This is a genomic window from Alkalimonas mucilaginosa (genome assembly GCF_036327005.1).
Taxonomy (GTDB): domain Bacteria; phylum Pseudomonadota; class Gammaproteobacteria; order Enterobacterales; family Alteromonadaceae; genus Alkalimonas; species Alkalimonas mucilaginosa.
In genome coordinates this window covers 73,684-90,014 of the sequence record NZ_JAUGZK010000002.1, presented here as the reverse complement: position 1 = coordinate 90,014, position 16,331 = coordinate 73,684, and the positions used below count along the sequence as shown (strand labels likewise).

Sequence of the window (16,331 nt, the reverse complement as noted above, 5' to 3'; positions counted from 1 at the left end):
TTGAACCAATTAAAGCGGTCACAAAAGAACAGCAAACAAAAAAAGAAGTGAGTTGGCCAATAAGCCGGGTTCTGTACCTTGTTTCCAAGGTGGCAACCATTCCTCTAGGATGCATGTCGCCATGCACCTCAAGCAACCTACCCGCCCCCAGTACGGGCCGTACCATCGGGGGCCTATTTGGTCTTGCTCCGAGTGGAGTTTACCGTGCCACGAACTGTTGCCAGTCGCGCGGTGCGCTCTTACCGCACCCTTTCACCCTTACCTGATCCCGCAAGCGGGCCATCGGCGGTCTGCTCTCTGTTGCACTGGTCGTCGGCTCACGCCGCCCAGGCGTTACCTGGCACTCTGCCCTGTGGAGCCCGGACTTTCCTCCCCTTGCACATGCAAGCAGCGATTGCCCTGGCCAACTCGGCGCGCAGTATACGTTAAATGCAGCCAAAGCGCAGGTATTATTTTGGGCGGGGTTTTGCGAATAAGGTGATCACGAATTTTCCGTTTGCATTCGCTGACGGCCAGCGGCTTTGATGGCAGCAAGATCAAGTGGCTTGGGTGTCCCGCTGGACTCACCTTCAGCAAGGGCCTGCCTCAGCATTAAAAGACGCTGTTGAGCCTGTTGATCCCTTCGGATAAGATCGCGAATGTACTCGCTATCATTGCCAAAGTGCCCACTTTCAATTTGGCTTTTCACCCAGTTGTCTTGCTGTTCAGTCAGTGTGATGGTTTTCCGGTGCATGCTCATGGCTGCTGCTCCTGATACATGGAACCTATGATATTATCATGCTCCTTCAGCGCGCCAAATCAAGGCCGGCGCTGCTTCAGCTCAGGTTCACTTTTCCAAAGCCGAGTAAATTTTGCCTTTTTCCCGCTTGCCTACCGACAGCACATACACAAAGAGCTCATCGCCTACGACTTCATAAGCCAACCGATAACCAACAGAGCGAAGTTTTATTTTGTACACAGAGTCATAGCCACTTAACTTATCTGCCGGCACTCTGGGGTTTTCCAGTCGTTCAGCCAGCTTTTTCTTGAATTGGCTCTTGATTGGTGCAGCCAGCTTTTCCCATTCTTTCAGTGCGACCGGAAGAAATCGCAGCTTATAAGTCATCCAGCGACACCGTTACGGCTTGCTCTTTGTCACCACGACGCGCTTCAACAAGCTTCGCCAGCTCATAGTCGTCGAGCCTATCCATCAGAGCCTCGTAAGTCTCCGCCGGAACCAGGTAAGCGGCAGGTTTGTTGTGATTAAGCACAGCTATCGGTGAGCCACTTGCCTGAGCAAGCAAAGCTGAAGGGTTTTTCTTTAACTCTGAAATACTGACAGAAAGATTTGCTAATACCTGATGCATAAAGTGACCTCTATTTAGGTCTATAGTTAGATCATAATTTAGCATAGGTTGTAGCAAGACGCTACGAGCTTGAATGCGCTCAGGGGTGCGCTGTCAGCTTTTGGCAACTTTACTGCCGCACATTTCCCATCACCAAGATGATTTACACGGTAATTATCCCAGAAAATAACCGGCTTTAAACCTGACGTCTTGAATAGCGCCAGCAACAGGTTAACCGATGAATGTCTGGTACCCCTGCTGTCTGCAAGGATGCTGAAATCAGCAGGCACTCATTGAGCATGGGATAAGAGAGCCTCGATAGGTGTTTGTTGCAGACTATCGCTTTGCTAATGGGCTGCCGCAGCAAAGCGTAGGCAGCTCCATGGAGGCCACGCTTTTAGCGGGAACGAAATTAAGCAACTTGTTAGGCCTAATCTTCATCTACTGCAAAAAACAAAATGCTGTTATTTGTGGTTTCACAATATAGCAAAGCCTCAAAAGTACTATCGGTAACAGGGTTCCAAGAGCCAACTCCACTGACATCGTCGTCACAAAAACAGTTTGAATAGAACTTTACTGGTTCATCTAGGGAGCTTAAAAACTCATGTGCCAAACTGCGAGCCTGCTCAATTGGCATAATTACAGCGTGATATGCCAAAGTTTGATGGAGAATTGCAGACAACAATGTTTGTGCTTGGTGTGCGTCGATAGATTTTGCAGCCGCTAAAAATTCTATGTAGCTACAATCTAACCCATCAACTAACGGAATAATTTCAGCAAAGCCATAAGAGCTTTCAACACGATAGATGCATGCATACGGCTCAATAAGCTCTTGAATCTTTAGGATAATCGTTGAGCTAGTCATAGATGCCTAACACCCCGCGCATGCGCGCGAACTTGTGAGCGTCGCAAGGGCCGCAGGCCATGAATGACGCAGTTTGTTATGTGATGTTCCAACTATGCGCTACAATGTATAACATTGCAATACACTCTGGAGTAATTAGCATGAAAAGCGAAATGCTTAGCACACGCATAGATCATGACACAAAAGTTGCTTTTACCAAGATTTGCGATGATGTCGGGCTAAGCCCGTCTCAGGCTCTTAAGCTTTTTGCCCGTGCAGTTATCAATCATGGAGGTATACCTTTTGAGCTTAAGGCCCGTCAACCAAATGGGACAACTGCTGCTGCAATGAAAGAGTTGGTTGAAGGCAAAGGCAAACAAAGCCCATCTGTCAATGATATGTTCAACGAGCTGACCGAGGGCAAGGTTCCAAATGCTCATTCTTGAATATTCAACACAATTCAAGAAAGATTTTAAAAAAGTCACTAAAATGCCTATTCCCGATATTCTCGAAGTGGGGAATATTATTTCCCACTTACAACGCGGTGATACCCTAGCACCCAAAAATGTTGATCATCCCCTAACGGGTAACTGGAACGGCTTTCGCGATTGCCACATTAAGCCTGATCTTGTACTGATCTATAGAGTCAACAACGACACGCTACAACTTGCACGTATTGGCTCACACAGCGAACTTTTCTAGCTGCTGCATGCATCGCATAACGCAAAGCTTTAGGTGACGGCCGCGAAGCGGTTAGCATCCCAGCGACCTAAGGGAGCGAATGGTGCGCCTTGTTAGAGTTACTTGGCATCGGTACGCATTTTAAGCATATAATAAACCGCTCTGGGGGTACGATATTCAATATCTTCAATAACTAAACTTATTAGCTCTGCCATTTCAGAATCTGAGTATTCTGTGAGCGGTTCCTTCCAAGGAAATGTAACACCTCTTCTTTGCCCTACATTCATCGCAGCTGTGGTAAAAAAACTTGGTGTGGTTCGTGTTTCAGCATCAAACACCTTGTAATCTATGTAGTTATGAAGTGTAACTTCACCTCTAGCCATCCCTGCTGTTCGAGAAATGCCAATACCACCCATTGATCCAGCACCATTATCAATTGCGTTGTACCCCCTTGTTACAACCAAAAGATAATTAACATTGTTGTTTTTTGCTATTTCAAAAAAAATTTCTGATGCATTTTTTACGTCAAACTTTATATATTTATCATTTATCTTATATTTTTCAATAAGTTGACCTTTATCAAAAATCAAATCGACAACTTCAATAGGGTTCTGGTTGTCTAATTTATGTTCTATTGTTTCCTTAAGTACCCGTGTTATCTCAAGATCGAAATCTATATAGTCTTGGTCAACCAATTTTTCGCTATTACCAAAAACTGTAAACCCTAGCTGGGCATAAGAAAAATCACTACCTACAAAAGATACAATTCCTATCTTTTCTATCTTTTCGATTTGCTCATTTTTCATAGGTTTTGCTATTATCGTGCAGCCACTTAATAAGATCACAAACGTAATCATCAGTACCTGTTTCAAGCCCATACAATTCTCCGTTGTTTGATGAGTAACTTTAACACCCCGCGCATGCGCGCGAACTTGTGAGCGTTGCAGGGGCCGCAGGCCCTGCATGACGCGGATTGTTATGCCGCATTAAAACTCATTATCATGGGCTGCACGTATAAACCTGAGCCCGCTCTTAGTTCTTCCAATTGACCCACTGTAATGAACCCACGTGTGCGGTACAAACCAACGGCGGCAGTATTACTAGCAGTTACTGACAACGCAATTGATGAACATTTTTCATTCAAAGCCCATGCCTTTATCTCGTCCAGCAACTTACTGGCAACCCCTTTACCTCTGGCCTCAGGTAAAACCCACATTTGGTATATGTGGGTAGTTTTTAAATCAGACTTATGAATTAATCCCCACGCTAGTCCCAACACGTGACCATCGCTTTCGGCTATTAAAGGCAAAGCAACTGCGACGTCTGAATTTGGTTGAAATCGCGAAAACCAATCAGAATCAGACAATAAAGACTCTTGTTCATAAGTTGCACCAAATGAGTCTGGTGATTCCTTAAGGGAGCAGAGCCTTATCATCTTGTATAGTTGCCAATCTTCCGACTCAAGGATGCGTATCTTGAATTTACTCATTCGTTGGCCTTGCTACAACGCCCGCCACAAACGCGAGCAACTTGTTGCGAGTCGAGCGCCCAAAGGGCGCGTTTTTGATGGCGATTGTTATACGTTTTCACCGTCAACTTCCAAAAACTTGCCAGAAACGATCTGTCCTTTAACTTTATTACAGTAAAGTTTATAAAACGGATAGCCAAGCAATGTATTCAGTATAAAACCTAATGTTGATATAAATGGTAATTTGATAACTACAGCTAAAGAATCAATACCAACGGCTTGAAACATTGATAGCAATAACAAAAGTAGACTTAAAACAAGACCACTACCAAAGCCCAAAATAGCAGCAATTTTGATGACTGAAGAAAAATCTAACTCGCTTCGAAATTTGCGTTTCATCTAATCTCACTTAATTGCGAACGTATAACACTTATTGGGCGGACAGCACCGTACCTAAACACGGAGTTGCCCGCGTTTGTAAAATTTATGTATTTAAATCTACCTGCATTTTTGTCTGGTGGCAATCACTTGCAGAGATTGATTTGATACGTCATTAGCAAACCCGGATGCCTCCGTCTAAGCCCTGACAGCCCTAAGCAGTGCCCATCCTGAAAGATGGGCACTGGCGCGGCGTATGGATACGCCGCCAGGTTTATTGCGTGCTAGCGCTCTGGATATGTGAAGAAGGTGAAAATAACAGTGTTGATTTGGCAGGCCAGAATCAGGCCTGGGCCTGCTTCTGGATGAAAACCAGGCCCCTTACTTTTGCTGCAAACTAAGGCCATGCTGATACAACGCATTTTTCTTCAGGCCGTGGATCTCGGCTGTCAGGGCGGCGGCTTTTTTCAGTGGCAGCTCTGCCATTAACAGCTTAAGAGTGTGCAGCGCGGCTTCGCTGATTTCGCTTTCGGTTTTCGCCGTTGGCGCTATCATCAGCACCATTTCACCCTGGCAGCGCTTGGCATCCTCCTGCAACCACTGCAAAATGTCTTCGGCGGTGCCACGGGCAAAGTGCTCGAAGGTTTTGGTCAGCTCCTTGGCCAGCACCAGTTCGCGCTCGTGGCCGAACACTTGCTGCACATCCTGCAGTGTATCCTGAATGCGCCGCGCTGTTTCATAACAGACCAAAGTGCCTACCCCGGCAGGAATAGCCTGCAGCTGATTCAGCCGCTGCTGTTGTTTGGCGGCCAAAAAGCCAATAAACAGGAATTGGTCGGTCGGCAAGCCGGCGGCCGATAGCGCAGCAATCAGTGCGCAGGCACCCGGTACCGGCACGACCTGCACTCCGGCCTGTTGGCAGTGACGCACCAGGCTGTAGCCAGGATCGCTGATCAAAGGGGTACCAGCATCGGAAATCAGCGCAATGCTTTGCCCTTGCTGCAACTTTTCCAGTAAAGAGGCTGCCCGCTGTTTTTCGTTGTGATCGTGCAGCGCCAGCAGCTTGCTTTGAATGCCATAATGCTGCAACAAGCGGGAGGAGTGCCGGGTATCCTCGGCCGCTATCCAATCGACCCTTGCCAGAATATCCAGCGCCCGCTGGCTGATATCGGCCAAATTGCCGATTGGGGTTGCTACAATGTACAGTTGTCCGGTTTCAGTAGTCATCTGATCGCTTTTGTTTGAGCTTATGAGTAGGACTCAGTAAGATAGTGCCAACATTTGACTATGGTACTGTGCATTGTGATTAGCAGCAAACAAAAGCCATACCTCGCGCTTGGCCTGATGGTAGCCATTGTTACCGGCTGTGCTCAGCAACCTGCTCCAAAGAGCCCTGCCCCCATTGTGGATAGCAGCAGCACTGTTGAGTTACCACCGGATGACAGCGAGCATTCGTCCCAATACTGGCTGCAACAAGCGGCCAGGGAGTCCGTAAGCCGTCAGCCGGCGTTGTTGTTAAAAGCAGCATCGGCTGCTCTTAAAGAGGCCGATCCTACCCTAACCTTGTCGATAACCAGGGAGCTTGCGGTTCAGCCCGAGCCATGGTTGCAACGCCAGTTGTCAGCCCTGGAGTTGCAGGCCTGGCTGCAACTGGAACAGTATCAAACCGCTTTAAGTATCGTTGAGCAAACCAACCTTGGGCAACTTGATGAGGATGCCCGCATTGCCTTTAGTCTGGCCGCAGCCCGTTTGTTTAAACAGCTGAACCAGCCCGGTAAAGCCGCCTTTTGGTTGTTGCAATGGGATGAGTTAACGGCGTTGCAACAGCACTCCGGAGACGAATGGCAACGGCTGTGGCGGTTGCTTAGCCAATTGGACCCAGTGCAGTTGAATCAATTGCGGGTTGATGCAGGGCCTCGCACACTGGCCTGGCTGCAGCTGACCCGTTCGGTGCAGCAGCAACTGGAACAATCCGGCGATCTGACCCGAACATTGCATCAGTGGCAAAGAAATTATGCCTATATGCCGGATGTGTCCGAATTACCCACGGCCATAGGGCAATTAACCGAACTGGTTCCCTACCAGCCTAAGCGGATTGCGGTATTGTTACCCATTCACGGTCAGCTCAGACAGCATGCGCAATCCATTCAAAATGGCATTCTGGCTGCCGCATCCAATCAACCCGAACTGGAGCTTTTTTTCCTGGATAGCATGCAAGGCACTGAGCTGCTTTCTCAGGAGCTGCAAGCACTGAATATCGATTTTGTTATTGGCCCCTTGCAACGCAGCCAGGTCGATAGTATTCAACAAGATGCCAATTGGTTATGGCCGACATTGTTCTTAAACCAGAGTAGTCAACAGCAGTCACTGAACGACGAACACTATTTTTTTAGTCTGAGTCTGGAAGACGAAGGCAGTCAGTTGGCGGAGTTCTTTCAGCGCAGGAACTTCAACCGGCCAGTTGTGATTTATGCGCAAAACCCCGGCAGCGAGCGCCTGGCGCGTCACTTTAGCCGGCAATGGCAGCAATATGGTCATTCCAGCCCCGAGCTTTATAGCTTTCAATCCCGTGATGAGCTGGAGCCGGTGATCGCCCGCTTACTGGATCTGGAGCAAAGCCGCCAACGGGTACGTCAGATTAGTCAATTGATTCCGGGCACCGTGGAGTCAGAGCCGCATAGCCGACTGGATATTGATGCCATCTATCTGATTGCGGATCCAACTCAAACCAGGCTGATCAAGCCGTTTCTGGATGTATCCGTCAGCCCAACGGCTCCGAGCTTGCCAATCTACGCCAGCTCACGTAGCCACAGCATTCAGGCCGATCGCAGCGATCATCGGGACTTGGCCGGCCTTACTTTGACGGACATGCCCTGGATGCTATCGGACCAACAGAGCCAGGCACTACGGGCAGAGTTTGATCAGTTGTTTCCGGAGCAGGACGAAAACCTGCAACGTTTGTTTGCGATGGGGTATGACGCACTGCTCTTAATCCCACAGCTCCAGCAACAACGGGCCTTTCCGGCGCTGCGCTATCGTGGTCTGACAGGGACACTTGGCCTGACCGAGACACAAACGATACGGCGGGAGCTCAATTGGGCACGTTACAGCCAACGAGAGCTGCAGCTGATACAGGAGCCCTAAGCCATGGCCAATACGCTTGGTGTGCTGTATGAACAATTGGCAGAACACTATTTGCAACAACGAGGCCTGAGCTCAGTAACCCGCAACTACAACACCAAACTGGGTGAGCTTGATCTGGTGATGCGACAGGGGGAGCAACTGGTGTTTGTTGAAGTCAAATACCGCGCATCCAATAGCTATGGCGGGGCCAGTGCAGCCATTAGTTACCGGCAACAGCAAAAACTGCTGCGCACCGCACAACTTTATTTGCAACGCAGCAAACACACAGGGCCATGCCGCTTTGATGTGCTAACCATCAGTGGTACCGAGCCCTACCAGTTTAACTGGATCCAAAATGCGATTCAGGCAAACTAACAGGGCGGGTGCCCTCATAGAAACAGCCAGAACAGGATCTTAGATGCAAGACAAAATTCGCCAGCTCTTTAGCGAAAACATTCAAACTATGATCGCCACCAGTGAAGCACTGGCAGGCCCCATAGAGCAAGCAGCCTTTCGGATTGTCAGTAGTTTGATTGAGGGCGGTAAAGTGATGTGCTGTGGCGATGGCGCCAGTGCCAGTCTGGCACAGCACTTTGCCCAGTTGCTGCTGGATCAATACGAAACTGAGCGCCCTTGCCTGCCGGCTATGGCACTGCATCAGGATTTGGCAGCCATGCATGCCGGCTCTGGCCAAAATTGCGATTACTACGCCCGCCAGGTCAAGGCATTGGGCCAAAAAGGCGATATTCTGCTGGTTATTTCTTTGCGAGGCACCGAACAAAGCCTGATCAAAGCGGTCGAAGCAGCACTCACCTGCGATATGAGCGTGGTCGCTCTGACCGTCGAAGGGGCAGATGAGTTATCAGGTTTACTGAATGCCCAGGATACCGAGCTACGGGTTCCCGCCCACCGTCATGCCAGGGTGTTCGAGTGTTATGCCTTTTTGCTGCATTGTCTGTGCGAACTGATTGAATTAAACCTTTTCCCACAACAGGGGGAGCTATGAATAAGAACCAGCTTTGGATGCTGTTACTCACGGTAGGTATTTTGCAAGGCTGCGCTGCGGCTGTGGTAGCAGGCGGTGGTGCTGCCGTAGTGGCGGCGCAAGACAGACGTACCCTTGGTTACCAAATTGATGACAAAGGCATCAGTTTGCGTGCCCGTCAGCTGTTTACGGAAGAAGAGCTCAACAAACAAGGTCGAATCAATGTAGTCAGCTACAATGGCGTGGTCCTGCTCACCGGCCAGGTAAAAAGTGAGCAAGCCAGGCAACGCGCCGGCCAAATCAGCCGGGATTTGTCCAGTGTACGGGATGTGCACAATCAAATCCGGGTAGGCAACACCATTTCATTATCCACTCGCAGCCGCGACAGCTGGATCAGCACCCGGGTAAAATCAATGTTCTTATCCGACAGTGCCATCAGTGGCTTGAATATTAAAGTCGTCACCGAAGATGGCGAAGTCTTTCTGATGGGGCTGGTAACACCAGCAGAAGCCGACAAGGCCGTGGAAATTGCCCGTCATGTTGACGGCGTTAACCGGGTGGTACGTGCTTTCGAAATACAGTAATCCATGCAACCACCGGGTAACTGCTGCGGAGCCAGCGGCTAACACTCGCGCAGTGCGTGCAGTACTTTGGAGTGGAATTCCCGATGTTTCATAATCAGCATCACCACCACTGTCGCCGCCATAAAGAACACAGGATCAATAAACCAGGCCAGTGCCGCCAGTGAAAAGTACATGGCGCGCAGGCCATAATTAAAGGAGTGGCCGGCCTGGTCAATCACCTTGGCGGCGCGCAGTGCATAGGCTTTGCGATCGCTCTCTTCCATACTGCGGCCATCTGGTGCCGCACCAATCAGCACGCCGCCAAAGCCATACTGGCGTAGCGACCAGGTAAACTGGAAAAAAGCGAACACATACATCAGCGCAATGCACAGCAACTTTAGCTGCAAAGACACTTCCGCCTGTGAACTCCAGGGCAAAATATTGCGCAGCACCAGGCTGATTTTATCGGCCGAAGCCAGTGCCGTTAATAAGCCCGCCAGCACCAACAAGGTGCTGGAAGCAAAAAAGCTGACGTTACGCTCCAGAGTCGAGATCAAACCCACGTCAGCCATTTTATTGTCACGGCTTAGCATCTGCTGCATCCAATCGTTGCGCTTGCGCCTTAGCTCAAACGACAGGCAACTGACTGTTTTTGCCCGCCGTTTGGCATAGAGCGTGTAGCCAACCCAAATGACTAAAAACCATAGGATTGCTATCAGATCCAACCAGCCCGCCATACATTCCCCTTCACTTTCAGCCTGAAGCAGTTATACCACAAGCCGCGGCCTGGCAGAAAGATCAGAAACGCAGCTGCAACCCAACCGTCAGATTCCGACCAGCCAGGGGCGCATCTTCTTTAATAAAAGAACTGTGCACAAAAGCCAGCTGATTGGTCAGATTCTGTGCTTTGGCAAAGGCCATCAGCTCCCATTGTTGCCAGCTGAAATGGTAATTCAGCGCGGCTTCGACCAGGGTGTAGCTGTCGGTCGGCGTTTCATTGGCAGCAACCTTGCTTTGTCGGCCATGATGCATTACCCCGAGCTGAGCACTCCAGGCATCAGCAGTGTATTGGTACTCCGCCCCCAGTCGGAACGGCGGGATCCGCGGCAGATCGCCGCCATCTTTGAGCCGGGCCCGCACCAGATCGCCCATCAGGCTTAGTTGATGATCCGGCGCCAGTTGCCAGCGCACACTGGCTTCGGCACCATGCAAGCGGGCATCGTCCTGCCGGTATTGGTAGGCATCAAAGCCGGCAATCTCAAAGCCCAGATTGCTTAAATAGGCGAAATCATCAATCTGGTTGTAAAACAGGTTGAACTGATACTGCACGCTATCCAGCTGACCACGCACCCCGAAATCGACGTTGTTGGCTTTTTCTGCTTTGGATAAGCTGGCATCACTGAGGATTTCGGTCTGACCATTGCTGTGGGTGACCCGGTAAGCCGTACCAATATCGTACGAACGGGTGCCAACATGGATGCCATTGGCATAGAGTTCATTGGCGGCAGGTGCACGCTGTGCCTGGCTGAAGGCTGCCGTCAGCTGATGGTCATCATTAAGCTGATACACCGCACCCAGCGACCAGCTGAACAAATGAAAGGGATCACGAATATCGCGTACGCCAACGACATCTTCCACTTCAGTGGCATTTTGCGTTAGGCGCTCATAGCGGCTACCAAACTCAAACTTGAGGTCGCCAAAGCTTTTTTCCTGCAGCACAAAAAGTGCATGGCTGTCGGTATCGGTGTTGGGGGTAAAGGCTTCATCACCCAGCGCTTGGTAATCACGCACCGAGCCATGGTAGCCAACAATGCCGCGCCAGCCACTGTCAAGCAAGTAAGTGCCCGTGACACGCAGCTCCCATTGCTTGCTGGTAAACTCGGTTTCCGCTACGCCGTCGTCGTATTCAGCATGATCGTAATCGGTAAAAGCCAAATCCGCCGTGACCAGTTCCCAACTGGCGTGCTGTGGCCGGTACTCAGCCGCCAGTGCCAGCCGCTGCTGGTTCAGTTTAATCAATTCGCCATCGTCGTCATCCAGCGGGTCTTGTGGCCCTTCCGGCAAGCCGTATTCACTGCTGATGTAACCATAGCTGATACCGACAAAGCCCCAGTCGGCGACATGGCTGGAGCCCAGATTGAGCACCTGATGCTCCGACCAGGAATTGTCCAGCCGCTTGCTGCGAAAGCCTTCATCGCTTTGATACTCCGGCACCCGGTAGTCATTGCCCTTGCGGTAATAACCGTCGGCATGAAACGCCAGGCTCTCGGCTGCGCTGTCATGGGCAAAGGCCAGCGAACGCTCGGCAGCAGCGCTGTTCAAACGCCCTTGCAACACCGTTTCCGGCTGTGCCAGGGCGCTACGGGGAATACGGTTATCCACCACATTAATGACACCACCAATGGCGCCACTGCCATACAGCAAGGTCGCTGGGCCACGCAGCACTTCAATTTGCTGGGCCGTGATGGCATCGGCGGTAATGGTGTGATCCGGCCCTTCGCGCGAGACATCGCCGGTGCTCATGCCATTGTGGATCACCTGCACCCGCGGGCCATCCAAACCACGGATCACCGGGCTGGATGCCACAGGGCCAAAGTAGTTGCCGTGCACCCCAGGTTCGAACTTTAAGGTTTCACCGATGCTGGCTTCGGTACGGCGTAGCAACTCATCGCCGCTTAGCACCGAGACTGGTCCTGCCATTTCTACCACATCACGGCGTAAGCCAGAAGCCCGCACTTCAATGCGCTCCAGCCGGGCGTCATCCCGGTCATCATCCAAAGACACTTCACCTGCACTCAGCACAGCAGGCAACGCCAACGCAACAGCGCAGGCCAACGGGGACAGTTTTAGCATCTGCAACTCCACTACAAACTTTTAAAAATCGGGGCATGCTAAAGCATGCAACGCCCTATCGCAACAAAACTGCGGCCAGCAGGCATGCCCTAACGACAAAATGTGATACTATCACACTTTGTCGTTGGAGCAGGAACCAATCATGATGCAAACAGAGTTGCCGGACATCACCCGGCAAGCCTTGCAGCAAGCCAGCAGTAAGCTGGATGAAGTAGGTATGCAGCAGCTGGATTTGCTGCTGCAGGTATCCGATGGCGGGGATGCCATGGTGCAACAGGTAAAAGCCAGCATTGGCATTAATCTGCCAAGAACCGATGCGCGCGGCATCCATATGTCGCGCCTGTACCGTTTACTGAATGACTTTGCCGATAAGCAGCTGTGCACTCCAGCCAATCTTAAACAACTGCTGCAGCAATTGCTGCACAGTCATCAGGATTGCCACAGCGATCAGGTGCTACTGGAGCTCTCTTTTGATCGCCTCTGCAAGCGCCCGGCGCTGGTGACGCCAGATCTTGCCGGTTGGCGCCGTTATCCGATCAAGTTGAAAGCCAGCCTGAGCCCTAAAGGCTTTCAGCTAAAGCTAACCGTGGCCGTGCAGTATTCATCGACCTGCCCCTGCTCGGCCGCCTTAAGCCGGCAATTGCTGCAACAAAAGTTTCTGGCCGATTTTAGCGATGAAGTCCTGCCCAAAGCCAACGTAGCCGACTGGCTGCTGCAGCACGGCAGCTATGCTACGCCACACAGTCAGCGCAGTGTCGCCAGCATTGAGCTATCGCTGACAGCTGGCACCAGCGGCTTTCCAATCAGTGCCGTTATTGAACAGGCCGAAACGGCTTTGGCCACCCCGGTGCAAACGGCGGTCAAACGTGCCGATGAGCAGGAATTTGCCCGGTTAAATGGTGCCAATCTGATGTTTGTTGAAGATGCCGCGCGCCGCCTTGCTGCCAGCTTAGGTCCACAGTACCCCGATGTTTGCATTGAGGTACAGCATTTGGAAAGCCTGCACCCGCACGATGCTTATGCCCGAATTCATGCTTCCAGGGAGCCATAATATGAACGCAACCGATTGGTTAACTCGCATCCAGCACAAAGACGCCGATTTGCTGATCCAGGGTGCAGAGGTGATGACCCCAGCGGGACTGCAGCAAACCGATGTCGCTGTGATTGCCGGGCGCATTGCCGCCATTGGTGGTAGCGGCTGGCAGGCCAAACGCCAGCTGGATGCCCAAGGCCTGCACCTGTTGCCCGGTGCAATCGATACCCAGGTGCACTTTCGTGAGCCGGGGCTCACCCACAAAGAAGACATCCATCATGGCAGCAAAGGCGCGGTACTGGGTGGCATCACCGGCTTCTTTGAAATGCCCAATACCAATCCGCTGACGCTCTCTGCTAACTGCTTGCAGCAAAAGCTCAGCATCGCCGCAGAGCAGAGCTACTGCAATTATGCTTTTTACATCGGCGGTAGTGCCGCCAACCTGGGCCAGCTGGCAGCACTTGAGCAATTGCCGGGCTGTGCTGGCATCAAGGTTTTCATGGGCAGCTCTTTTGGCGACTTGTTGGCCGAGCAAGATGAGCTGCTGCTGAAAATATTGCAGGATGGCCGGCGCCGGGTCGCCATTCATGCCGAAGATGAAGCCCGGTTGCGTGAGCGCAAAGCCCTGACCGCCGGCGAAGTTGAAAACCACCCGCTGTGGCGCGATGCTCAAAGTGCCCTGCTGGCAACCCAACGCATTATCGCTCTGGCCGAACAAGCCAACCGGCCGCTGCACATTCTGCATATTTCCACCGCCGATGAAATGGCCTATCTGGCAGCCTTTAAAGATCGCGTCACGGTAGAGACCACCCCGCATCATTTGTCGCTGGTGGCACCGGATTGCTACCAGCGTCTCGGCAGTCTGGCCCAAATGAACCCGCCGGTTCGCGATAGCAAGCACCAGCAAGGCCTGTGGCAGGGCATCACCGATGGCACGGTCGATATTCTGGGCAGCGATCATGCGCCCCATACCCTGGAGGAAAAGTCCCGCCCCTACCCGGACTCCCCCAGTGGCATGACCGGAGTGCAAACCCTGCTGCCGGTGATGCTGAATCATGTCGCCGCCGGTAAGCTCAGTTTGCAGCGGCTGGTCGATTTAACCAGCAGCAACCCGGCACGAATTTTTGGCCTGACAGGCAAAGGCCGCATCGCCGTTGGCTACGATGCCGATTTTACCCTGGTGGACCTAAACGCCCAGCGCACCATCGACAACAGCTGGATCGCCAGCAAAGCCGGTTGGACACCCTATCACGGCGAACAAGTCACCGGCTGGCCCATCGCGACCATCATTGCCGGTCGTTTGGTGATGCACAGCGATGAAGTGCTGGGGCCGCCGCAAGGTAAACCTTTTGTATTTGCCGATAGCCATCACACTAAGGAATCACAATGAACAAACACCCCCTACTGATGTTGGCACTGCTAGGCCTGACTCTCAGCGCTTGCAGTAAAGCACCTGAACCTGCTGCCAGCACGGCCCTGCCTGATTTCCAGTCCGAAGCACTGGCTCAGCATATCCGCACCCTGGCCAGCGATGAGTTTCAGGGCCGCCAGCCGGGCACCGAAGGCGAAACCCGCACGGTGCATTACCTGGTCGAACACTTCCGGCAACTGGGTTTGCAACCCGGTCATGCCGGTAGCTATACCCAGGCCGTGCCCTACATGCAAGTCACCAATATCGGCAATCCAAAGGTGCAGCTAAGCGGCAGCCCAAGCGGCTGGCAACCTGAGATAGGCAGCGATTTGGTGATCAGCTCCCGTACCGGTCAAACGCAAGTAACGCTTGAACCCAGCGATATTGTCTTTGCGGGTTATGGCGTTGAAGCCCCGGAATATCAGTGGCATGACTACGCGGCTTTTGATGCCACTGGTAAAACCGTGATTGTGCTGGTGAACGACCCTGGCTTTGCCAGCCAGGATCCGGCTTTATTTAAAGGCCCGGAAATGACCTACTACGGCCGCTGGACCTACAAGTTCGAAGAGTGTGCCCGGCAACAAGCAGCGGCCTGCCTGATTGTGCATGACACCGAAGCTGCCGGTTATGGCTTTGCTGTGGCGCAAAACATGATGCAGCGAGCCCAGTTTGATTTAACCGACAACACCAGTGAGAAGACCCCCGTTATTGGCTGGCTGTCCAGCACGGGCGCAGAACAGCTGTTTGCCAGTGCCGGACTGAATTTTCAGGCTTTAAAAACTGCGGCCCACCAACCAGGCTTTCAGGCAGTACCACTAACCGGCCATCAACTCAGTGCCAGCATTGAGCTGGACGTTCAAACCGGTCGTTCCGACAATGTGCTTGCCAGCATCCCCGGCACCAGCCGTGCTGATGAGTGGATAGTGGTCACCGCCCACTGGGACCATCTGGGAGCCATTGCCTCAGAAAGTGGCGAACTGGCCATTTACAATGGCGCTATTGATAATGCCGGTGGCGTGGCAGCTTTGCTGGAAATCGCAGCGAAAGCCCAGCAACAAGGCGGCTTTGAACGCTCGGTATTGTTCCTGGTGGTGACGCTGGAAGAGTCTGGCTTGCTGGGCACCAAGCATTATGCCGCCAATCCGACTGTACCGTTGGCCAATATCGTCGCCAACATCAATATCGATGCGCTGTTGCCGGTGCCGGCAACCCGAGATGTCTGGATCATTGGTTTGGGCCAGTCGGAGCTGGATGACGTCGTTCGCCGCCAGGCCCAGCGTCAGGGCCGGGTTGTAGCCGGCAATCCGGAAGTGGAAAAAGGCTTTTTCTACCGCTCTGATCAGTTTGCCTTTGCCCAGGTCGGTGTCCCAGGCTTGTTTATGGGGCCAGGCACCGACAGCCTGTCAGGCGGCACTGGCGTTGGTGAAGCGGCTTTGCAAGCCACCCAAAGCCGCTACCATACGCCGGACGATACCTTCAGTGAAGATTGGGACTTTGGTGCTCTATTGCAAGATACCCAATTGCATTACGGCGTGCTGGAAGAGCTGGCCAACTCAGGCCAATGGCCCAACTGGTCACCCCAGAGTGAATTTTATCAGCTTGGCCAGCAGCGGCGGCTGCCATAACACCATTCACAGATCGCTGATGATGCGCCTGACACAGCCTTA

General features: G+C 52.1%; 19 protein-coding genes and 1 other RNA gene. 9 read left to right on the top strand and 11 right to left on the bottom strand.

The genetic code is table 11. The annotated features are described in order from the left end of the window. Nucleotides 1-44 precede the first annotated feature (44 nt). The 5 genes from rnpB to QWF21_RS02640 form a co-directional block, all read right to left on the bottom strand. An RNA gene (gene rnpB, locus QWF21_RS02660) (RNase P RNA component class A) lies at nucleotides 45-411 on the bottom strand. A gap of 70 nt (nucleotides 412-481) precedes the next feature. Then, the gene (locus QWF21_RS02655; RefSeq protein ID WP_330086495.1) at nucleotides 482-739 is read right to left on the bottom strand and encodes a type II toxin-antitoxin system ParD family antitoxin; all 258 of its coding nucleotides are present in this window, start codon (nucleotides 737-739) and stop codon (nucleotides 482-484) included. 87 nt (nucleotides 740-826) lie between these two features. Beyond that, nucleotides 827-1,105: a type II toxin-antitoxin system RelE family toxin gene (locus QWF21_RS02650; protein WP_330086494.1), complete on the bottom strand. Its 279-nt coding sequence runs from the start codon at nucleotides 1,103-1,105 to the stop codon at nucleotides 827-829. Further along, complete coding sequence (locus tag QWF21_RS02645; RefSeq protein WP_330086493.1) at nucleotides 1,095-1,346, bottom strand: type II toxin-antitoxin system Phd/YefM family antitoxin; 252 nt, start codon at nucleotides 1,344-1,346, stop codon at nucleotides 1,095-1,097. The genes QWF21_RS02650 and QWF21_RS02645 overlap by 11 nt, the downstream gene beginning before the upstream one ends. Nucleotides 1,347-1,755: 409 nt before the next feature. After that, nucleotides 1,756-2,190 carry a hypothetical protein gene (locus tag QWF21_RS02640; protein WP_330086492.1) on the bottom strand — a complete coding sequence of 145 codons (435 nt, stop codon included), beginning with the start codon at nucleotides 2,188-2,190 and terminating at the stop codon, nucleotides 1,756-1,758. A gap of 140 nt (nucleotides 2,191-2,330) precedes the next feature. On the opposite strand from QWF21_RS02640, the gene QWF21_RS02635 reads away from it, so the two are divergent. Further along, nucleotides 2,331-2,615, top strand: coding sequence for a type II toxin-antitoxin system RelB/DinJ family antitoxin (locus tag QWF21_RS02635; protein ID WP_330086491.1), 285 nt, complete (start codon nucleotides 2,331-2,333; stop codon nucleotides 2,613-2,615). Next, entirely contained in the window at nucleotides 2,602-2,871 is a 270-nt protein-coding gene (locus QWF21_RS02630) for a type II toxin-antitoxin system RelE/ParE family toxin (protein WP_330086490.1), read from the top strand. Before QWF21_RS02635 ends, QWF21_RS02630 begins: the two co-directional genes overlap by 14 nt. A 98-nt stretch (nucleotides 2,872-2,969) precedes the next feature. Here QWF21_RS02630 and QWF21_RS02625 read toward each other — a convergent pair whose 3' ends face one another. From QWF21_RS02625 to rsmI, 4 genes are all read right to left on the bottom strand, one after another. Then, on the bottom strand, nucleotides 2,970-3,728 hold the full coding sequence (locus QWF21_RS02625) for a hypothetical protein (RefSeq protein ID WP_330086489.1): 759 nt from the start codon (nucleotides 3,726-3,728) through the stop codon (nucleotides 2,970-2,972). Nucleotides 3,729-3,826: 98 nt separating this feature from the next. Beyond that, complete coding sequence (locus QWF21_RS02620; protein WP_330086488.1) at nucleotides 3,827-4,339, bottom strand: GNAT family N-acetyltransferase; 513 nt, start codon at nucleotides 4,337-4,339, stop codon at nucleotides 3,827-3,829. A gap of 87 nt (nucleotides 4,340-4,426) precedes the next feature. Continuing rightward, nucleotides 4,427-4,717, bottom strand: coding sequence for a hypothetical protein (locus tag QWF21_RS02615; RefSeq protein ID WP_330086487.1), 291 nt, complete (start codon nucleotides 4,715-4,717; stop codon nucleotides 4,427-4,429). Between the two features lie 360 nt (nucleotides 4,718-5,077). Further along, nucleotides 5,078-5,923, bottom strand: a complete 846-nt coding sequence (gene rsmI / locus QWF21_RS02610) for a 16S rRNA (cytidine(1402)-2'-O)-methyltransferase (protein ID WP_330086486.1) — start codon at nucleotides 5,921-5,923, stop codon at nucleotides 5,078-5,080. Nucleotides 5,924-5,983: 60 nt separating this feature from the next. Between rsmI and QWF21_RS02605 the strand changes: the two genes are divergently transcribed. The 4 genes from QWF21_RS02605 to dolP are packed head-to-tail and all read left to right on the top strand — an operon-like array spanning nucleotide 5,984 to nucleotide 9,388. Next, a complete protein-coding gene (locus QWF21_RS02605) occupies nucleotides 5,984-7,840 on the top strand; it encodes a penicillin-binding protein activator (protein ID WP_330086485.1) in 1,857 nt (618 codons plus the stop codon). A 3-nt stretch (nucleotides 7,841-7,843) separates the two neighbouring features. Beyond that, on the top strand, nucleotides 7,844-8,194 hold the full coding sequence (locus tag QWF21_RS02600) for a YraN family protein (RefSeq protein ID WP_330086484.1): 351 nt from the start codon (nucleotides 7,844-7,846) through the stop codon (nucleotides 8,192-8,194). A 43-nt stretch (nucleotides 8,195-8,237) separates the two neighbouring features. Further along, nucleotides 8,238-8,825, top strand: a complete 588-nt coding sequence (locus QWF21_RS02595) for an SIS domain-containing protein (protein ID WP_330086483.1) — start codon at nucleotides 8,238-8,240, stop codon at nucleotides 8,823-8,825. Then, the gene (dolP, locus tag QWF21_RS02590) at nucleotides 8,822-9,388 is read left to right on the top strand and encodes a division/outer membrane stress-associated lipid-binding lipoprotein (RefSeq protein ID WP_330086482.1); all 567 of its coding nucleotides are present in this window, start codon (nucleotides 8,822-8,824) and stop codon (nucleotides 9,386-9,388) included. Before QWF21_RS02595 ends, dolP begins: the two co-directional genes overlap by 4 nt. A 38-nt stretch (nucleotides 9,389-9,426) precedes the next feature. On the opposite strand, the gene QWF21_RS02585 is transcribed toward dolP, so the two are convergent. Together QWF21_RS02585 and QWF21_RS02580 are read right to left on the bottom strand one after the other, a co-directional pair. Continuing rightward, a complete protein-coding gene (locus QWF21_RS02585; protein ID WP_330086481.1) occupies nucleotides 9,427-10,104 on the bottom strand; it encodes a DUF599 domain-containing protein in 678 nt (225 codons plus the stop codon). 61 nt (nucleotides 10,105-10,165) lie between these two features. Further along, nucleotides 10,166-12,220 carry a TonB-dependent receptor gene (locus QWF21_RS02580; protein ID WP_330086480.1) on the bottom strand — a complete coding sequence of 685 codons (2,055 nt, stop codon included), beginning with the start codon at nucleotides 12,218-12,220 and terminating at the stop codon, nucleotides 10,166-10,168. 142 nt (nucleotides 12,221-12,362) lie between these two features. On the opposite strand from QWF21_RS02580, the gene folE2 reads away from it, so the two are divergent. Genes folE2 through QWF21_RS02565 form a run of 3 tightly spaced genes read left to right on the top strand, consistent with a single transcriptional unit; the run spans nucleotide 12,363 to nucleotide 16,289 of the window. Beyond that, nucleotides 12,363-13,271: a GTP cyclohydrolase FolE2 gene (gene folE2 / locus QWF21_RS02575; protein WP_330086479.1), complete on the top strand. Its 909-nt coding sequence runs from the start codon at nucleotides 12,363-12,365 to the stop codon at nucleotides 13,269-13,271. Nucleotide 13,272: 1 nt separating this feature from the next. Continuing rightward, nucleotides 13,273-14,643 carry a dihydroorotase gene (locus QWF21_RS02570; RefSeq protein ID WP_330086478.1) on the top strand — a complete coding sequence of 457 codons (1,371 nt, stop codon included), beginning with the start codon at nucleotides 13,273-13,275 and terminating at the stop codon, nucleotides 14,641-14,643. Next, nucleotides 14,640-16,289: a M28 family peptidase gene (locus QWF21_RS02565; RefSeq protein WP_330086477.1), complete on the top strand. Its 1,650-nt coding sequence runs from the start codon at nucleotides 14,640-14,642 to the stop codon at nucleotides 16,287-16,289. Before QWF21_RS02570 ends, QWF21_RS02565 begins: the two co-directional genes overlap by 4 nt. Nucleotides 16,290-16,331: the final 42 nt, after the last annotated feature.

Excerpts from the sequence above, each read along its gene's own strand:
- folE2 (WP_330086479.1), top strand. The coding sequence starts at position 12,363 with ATGATGCAAACAGAGTTGCCGGACATCACCCGGCAAGCCTTGCAGCAA.
- QWF21_RS02650 (WP_330086494.1), bottom strand. The coding sequence starts at position 1,105 with ATGACTTATAAGCTGCGATTTCTTCCGGTCGCACTGAAAGAATGGGAA.
- dolP (WP_330086482.1), top strand. The coding sequence starts at position 8,822 with ATGAATAAGAACCAGCTTTGGATGCTGTTACTCACGGTAGGTATTTTG.
- QWF21_RS02595 (WP_330086483.1), top strand. The coding sequence starts at position 8,238 with ATGCAAGACAAAATTCGCCAGCTCTTTAGCGAAAACATTCAAACTATG.
- QWF21_RS02635 (WP_330086491.1), top strand. The coding sequence starts at position 2,331 with ATGAAAAGCGAAATGCTTAGCACACGCATAGATCATGACACAAAAGTT.
- QWF21_RS02580 (WP_330086480.1), bottom strand. The coding sequence starts at position 12,220 with ATGCTAAAACTGTCCCCGTTGGCCTGCGCTGTTGCGTTGGCGTTGCCT.
- QWF21_RS02640 (WP_330086492.1), bottom strand. The coding sequence starts at position 2,190 with ATGACTAGCTCAACGATTATCCTAAAGATTCAAGAGCTTATTGAGCCG.
- QWF21_RS02625 (WP_330086489.1), bottom strand. The coding sequence starts at position 3,728 with ATGGGCTTGAAACAGGTACTGATGATTACGTTTGTGATCTTATTAAGT.
- QWF21_RS02615 (WP_330086487.1), bottom strand. The coding sequence starts at position 4,717 with ATGAAACGCAAATTTCGAAGCGAGTTAGATTTTTCTTCAGTCATCAAA.
- QWF21_RS02570 (WP_330086478.1), top strand. The coding sequence starts at position 13,273 with ATGAACGCAACCGATTGGTTAACTCGCATCCAGCACAAAGACGCCGAT.
- QWF21_RS02655 (WP_330086495.1), bottom strand. The coding sequence starts at position 739 with ATGAGCATGCACCGGAAAACCATCACACTGACTGAACAGCAAGACAAC.
- QWF21_RS02620 (WP_330086488.1), bottom strand. The coding sequence starts at position 4,339 with ATGAGTAAATTCAAGATACGCATCCTTGAGTCGGAAGATTGGCAACTA.
- rsmI (WP_330086486.1), bottom strand. The coding sequence starts at position 5,923 with ATGACTACTGAAACCGGACAACTGTACATTGTAGCAACCCCAATCGGC.
- QWF21_RS02585 (WP_330086481.1), bottom strand. The coding sequence starts at position 10,104 with ATGGCGGGCTGGTTGGATCTGATAGCAATCCTATGGTTTTTAGTCATT.
- QWF21_RS02645 (WP_330086493.1), bottom strand. The coding sequence starts at position 1,346 with ATGCATCAGGTATTAGCAAATCTTTCTGTCAGTATTTCAGAGTTAAAG.
- QWF21_RS02565 (WP_330086477.1), top strand. The coding sequence starts at position 14,640 with ATGAACAAACACCCCCTACTGATGTTGGCACTGCTAGGCCTGACTCTC.
- QWF21_RS02630 (WP_330086490.1), top strand. The coding sequence starts at position 2,602 with ATGCTCATTCTTGAATATTCAACACAATTCAAGAAAGATTTTAAAAAA.
- QWF21_RS02600 (WP_330086484.1), top strand. The coding sequence starts at position 7,844 with ATGGCCAATACGCTTGGTGTGCTGTATGAACAATTGGCAGAACACTAT.
- QWF21_RS02605 (WP_330086485.1), top strand. The coding sequence starts at position 5,984 with ATGGTACTGTGCATTGTGATTAGCAGCAAACAAAAGCCATACCTCGCG.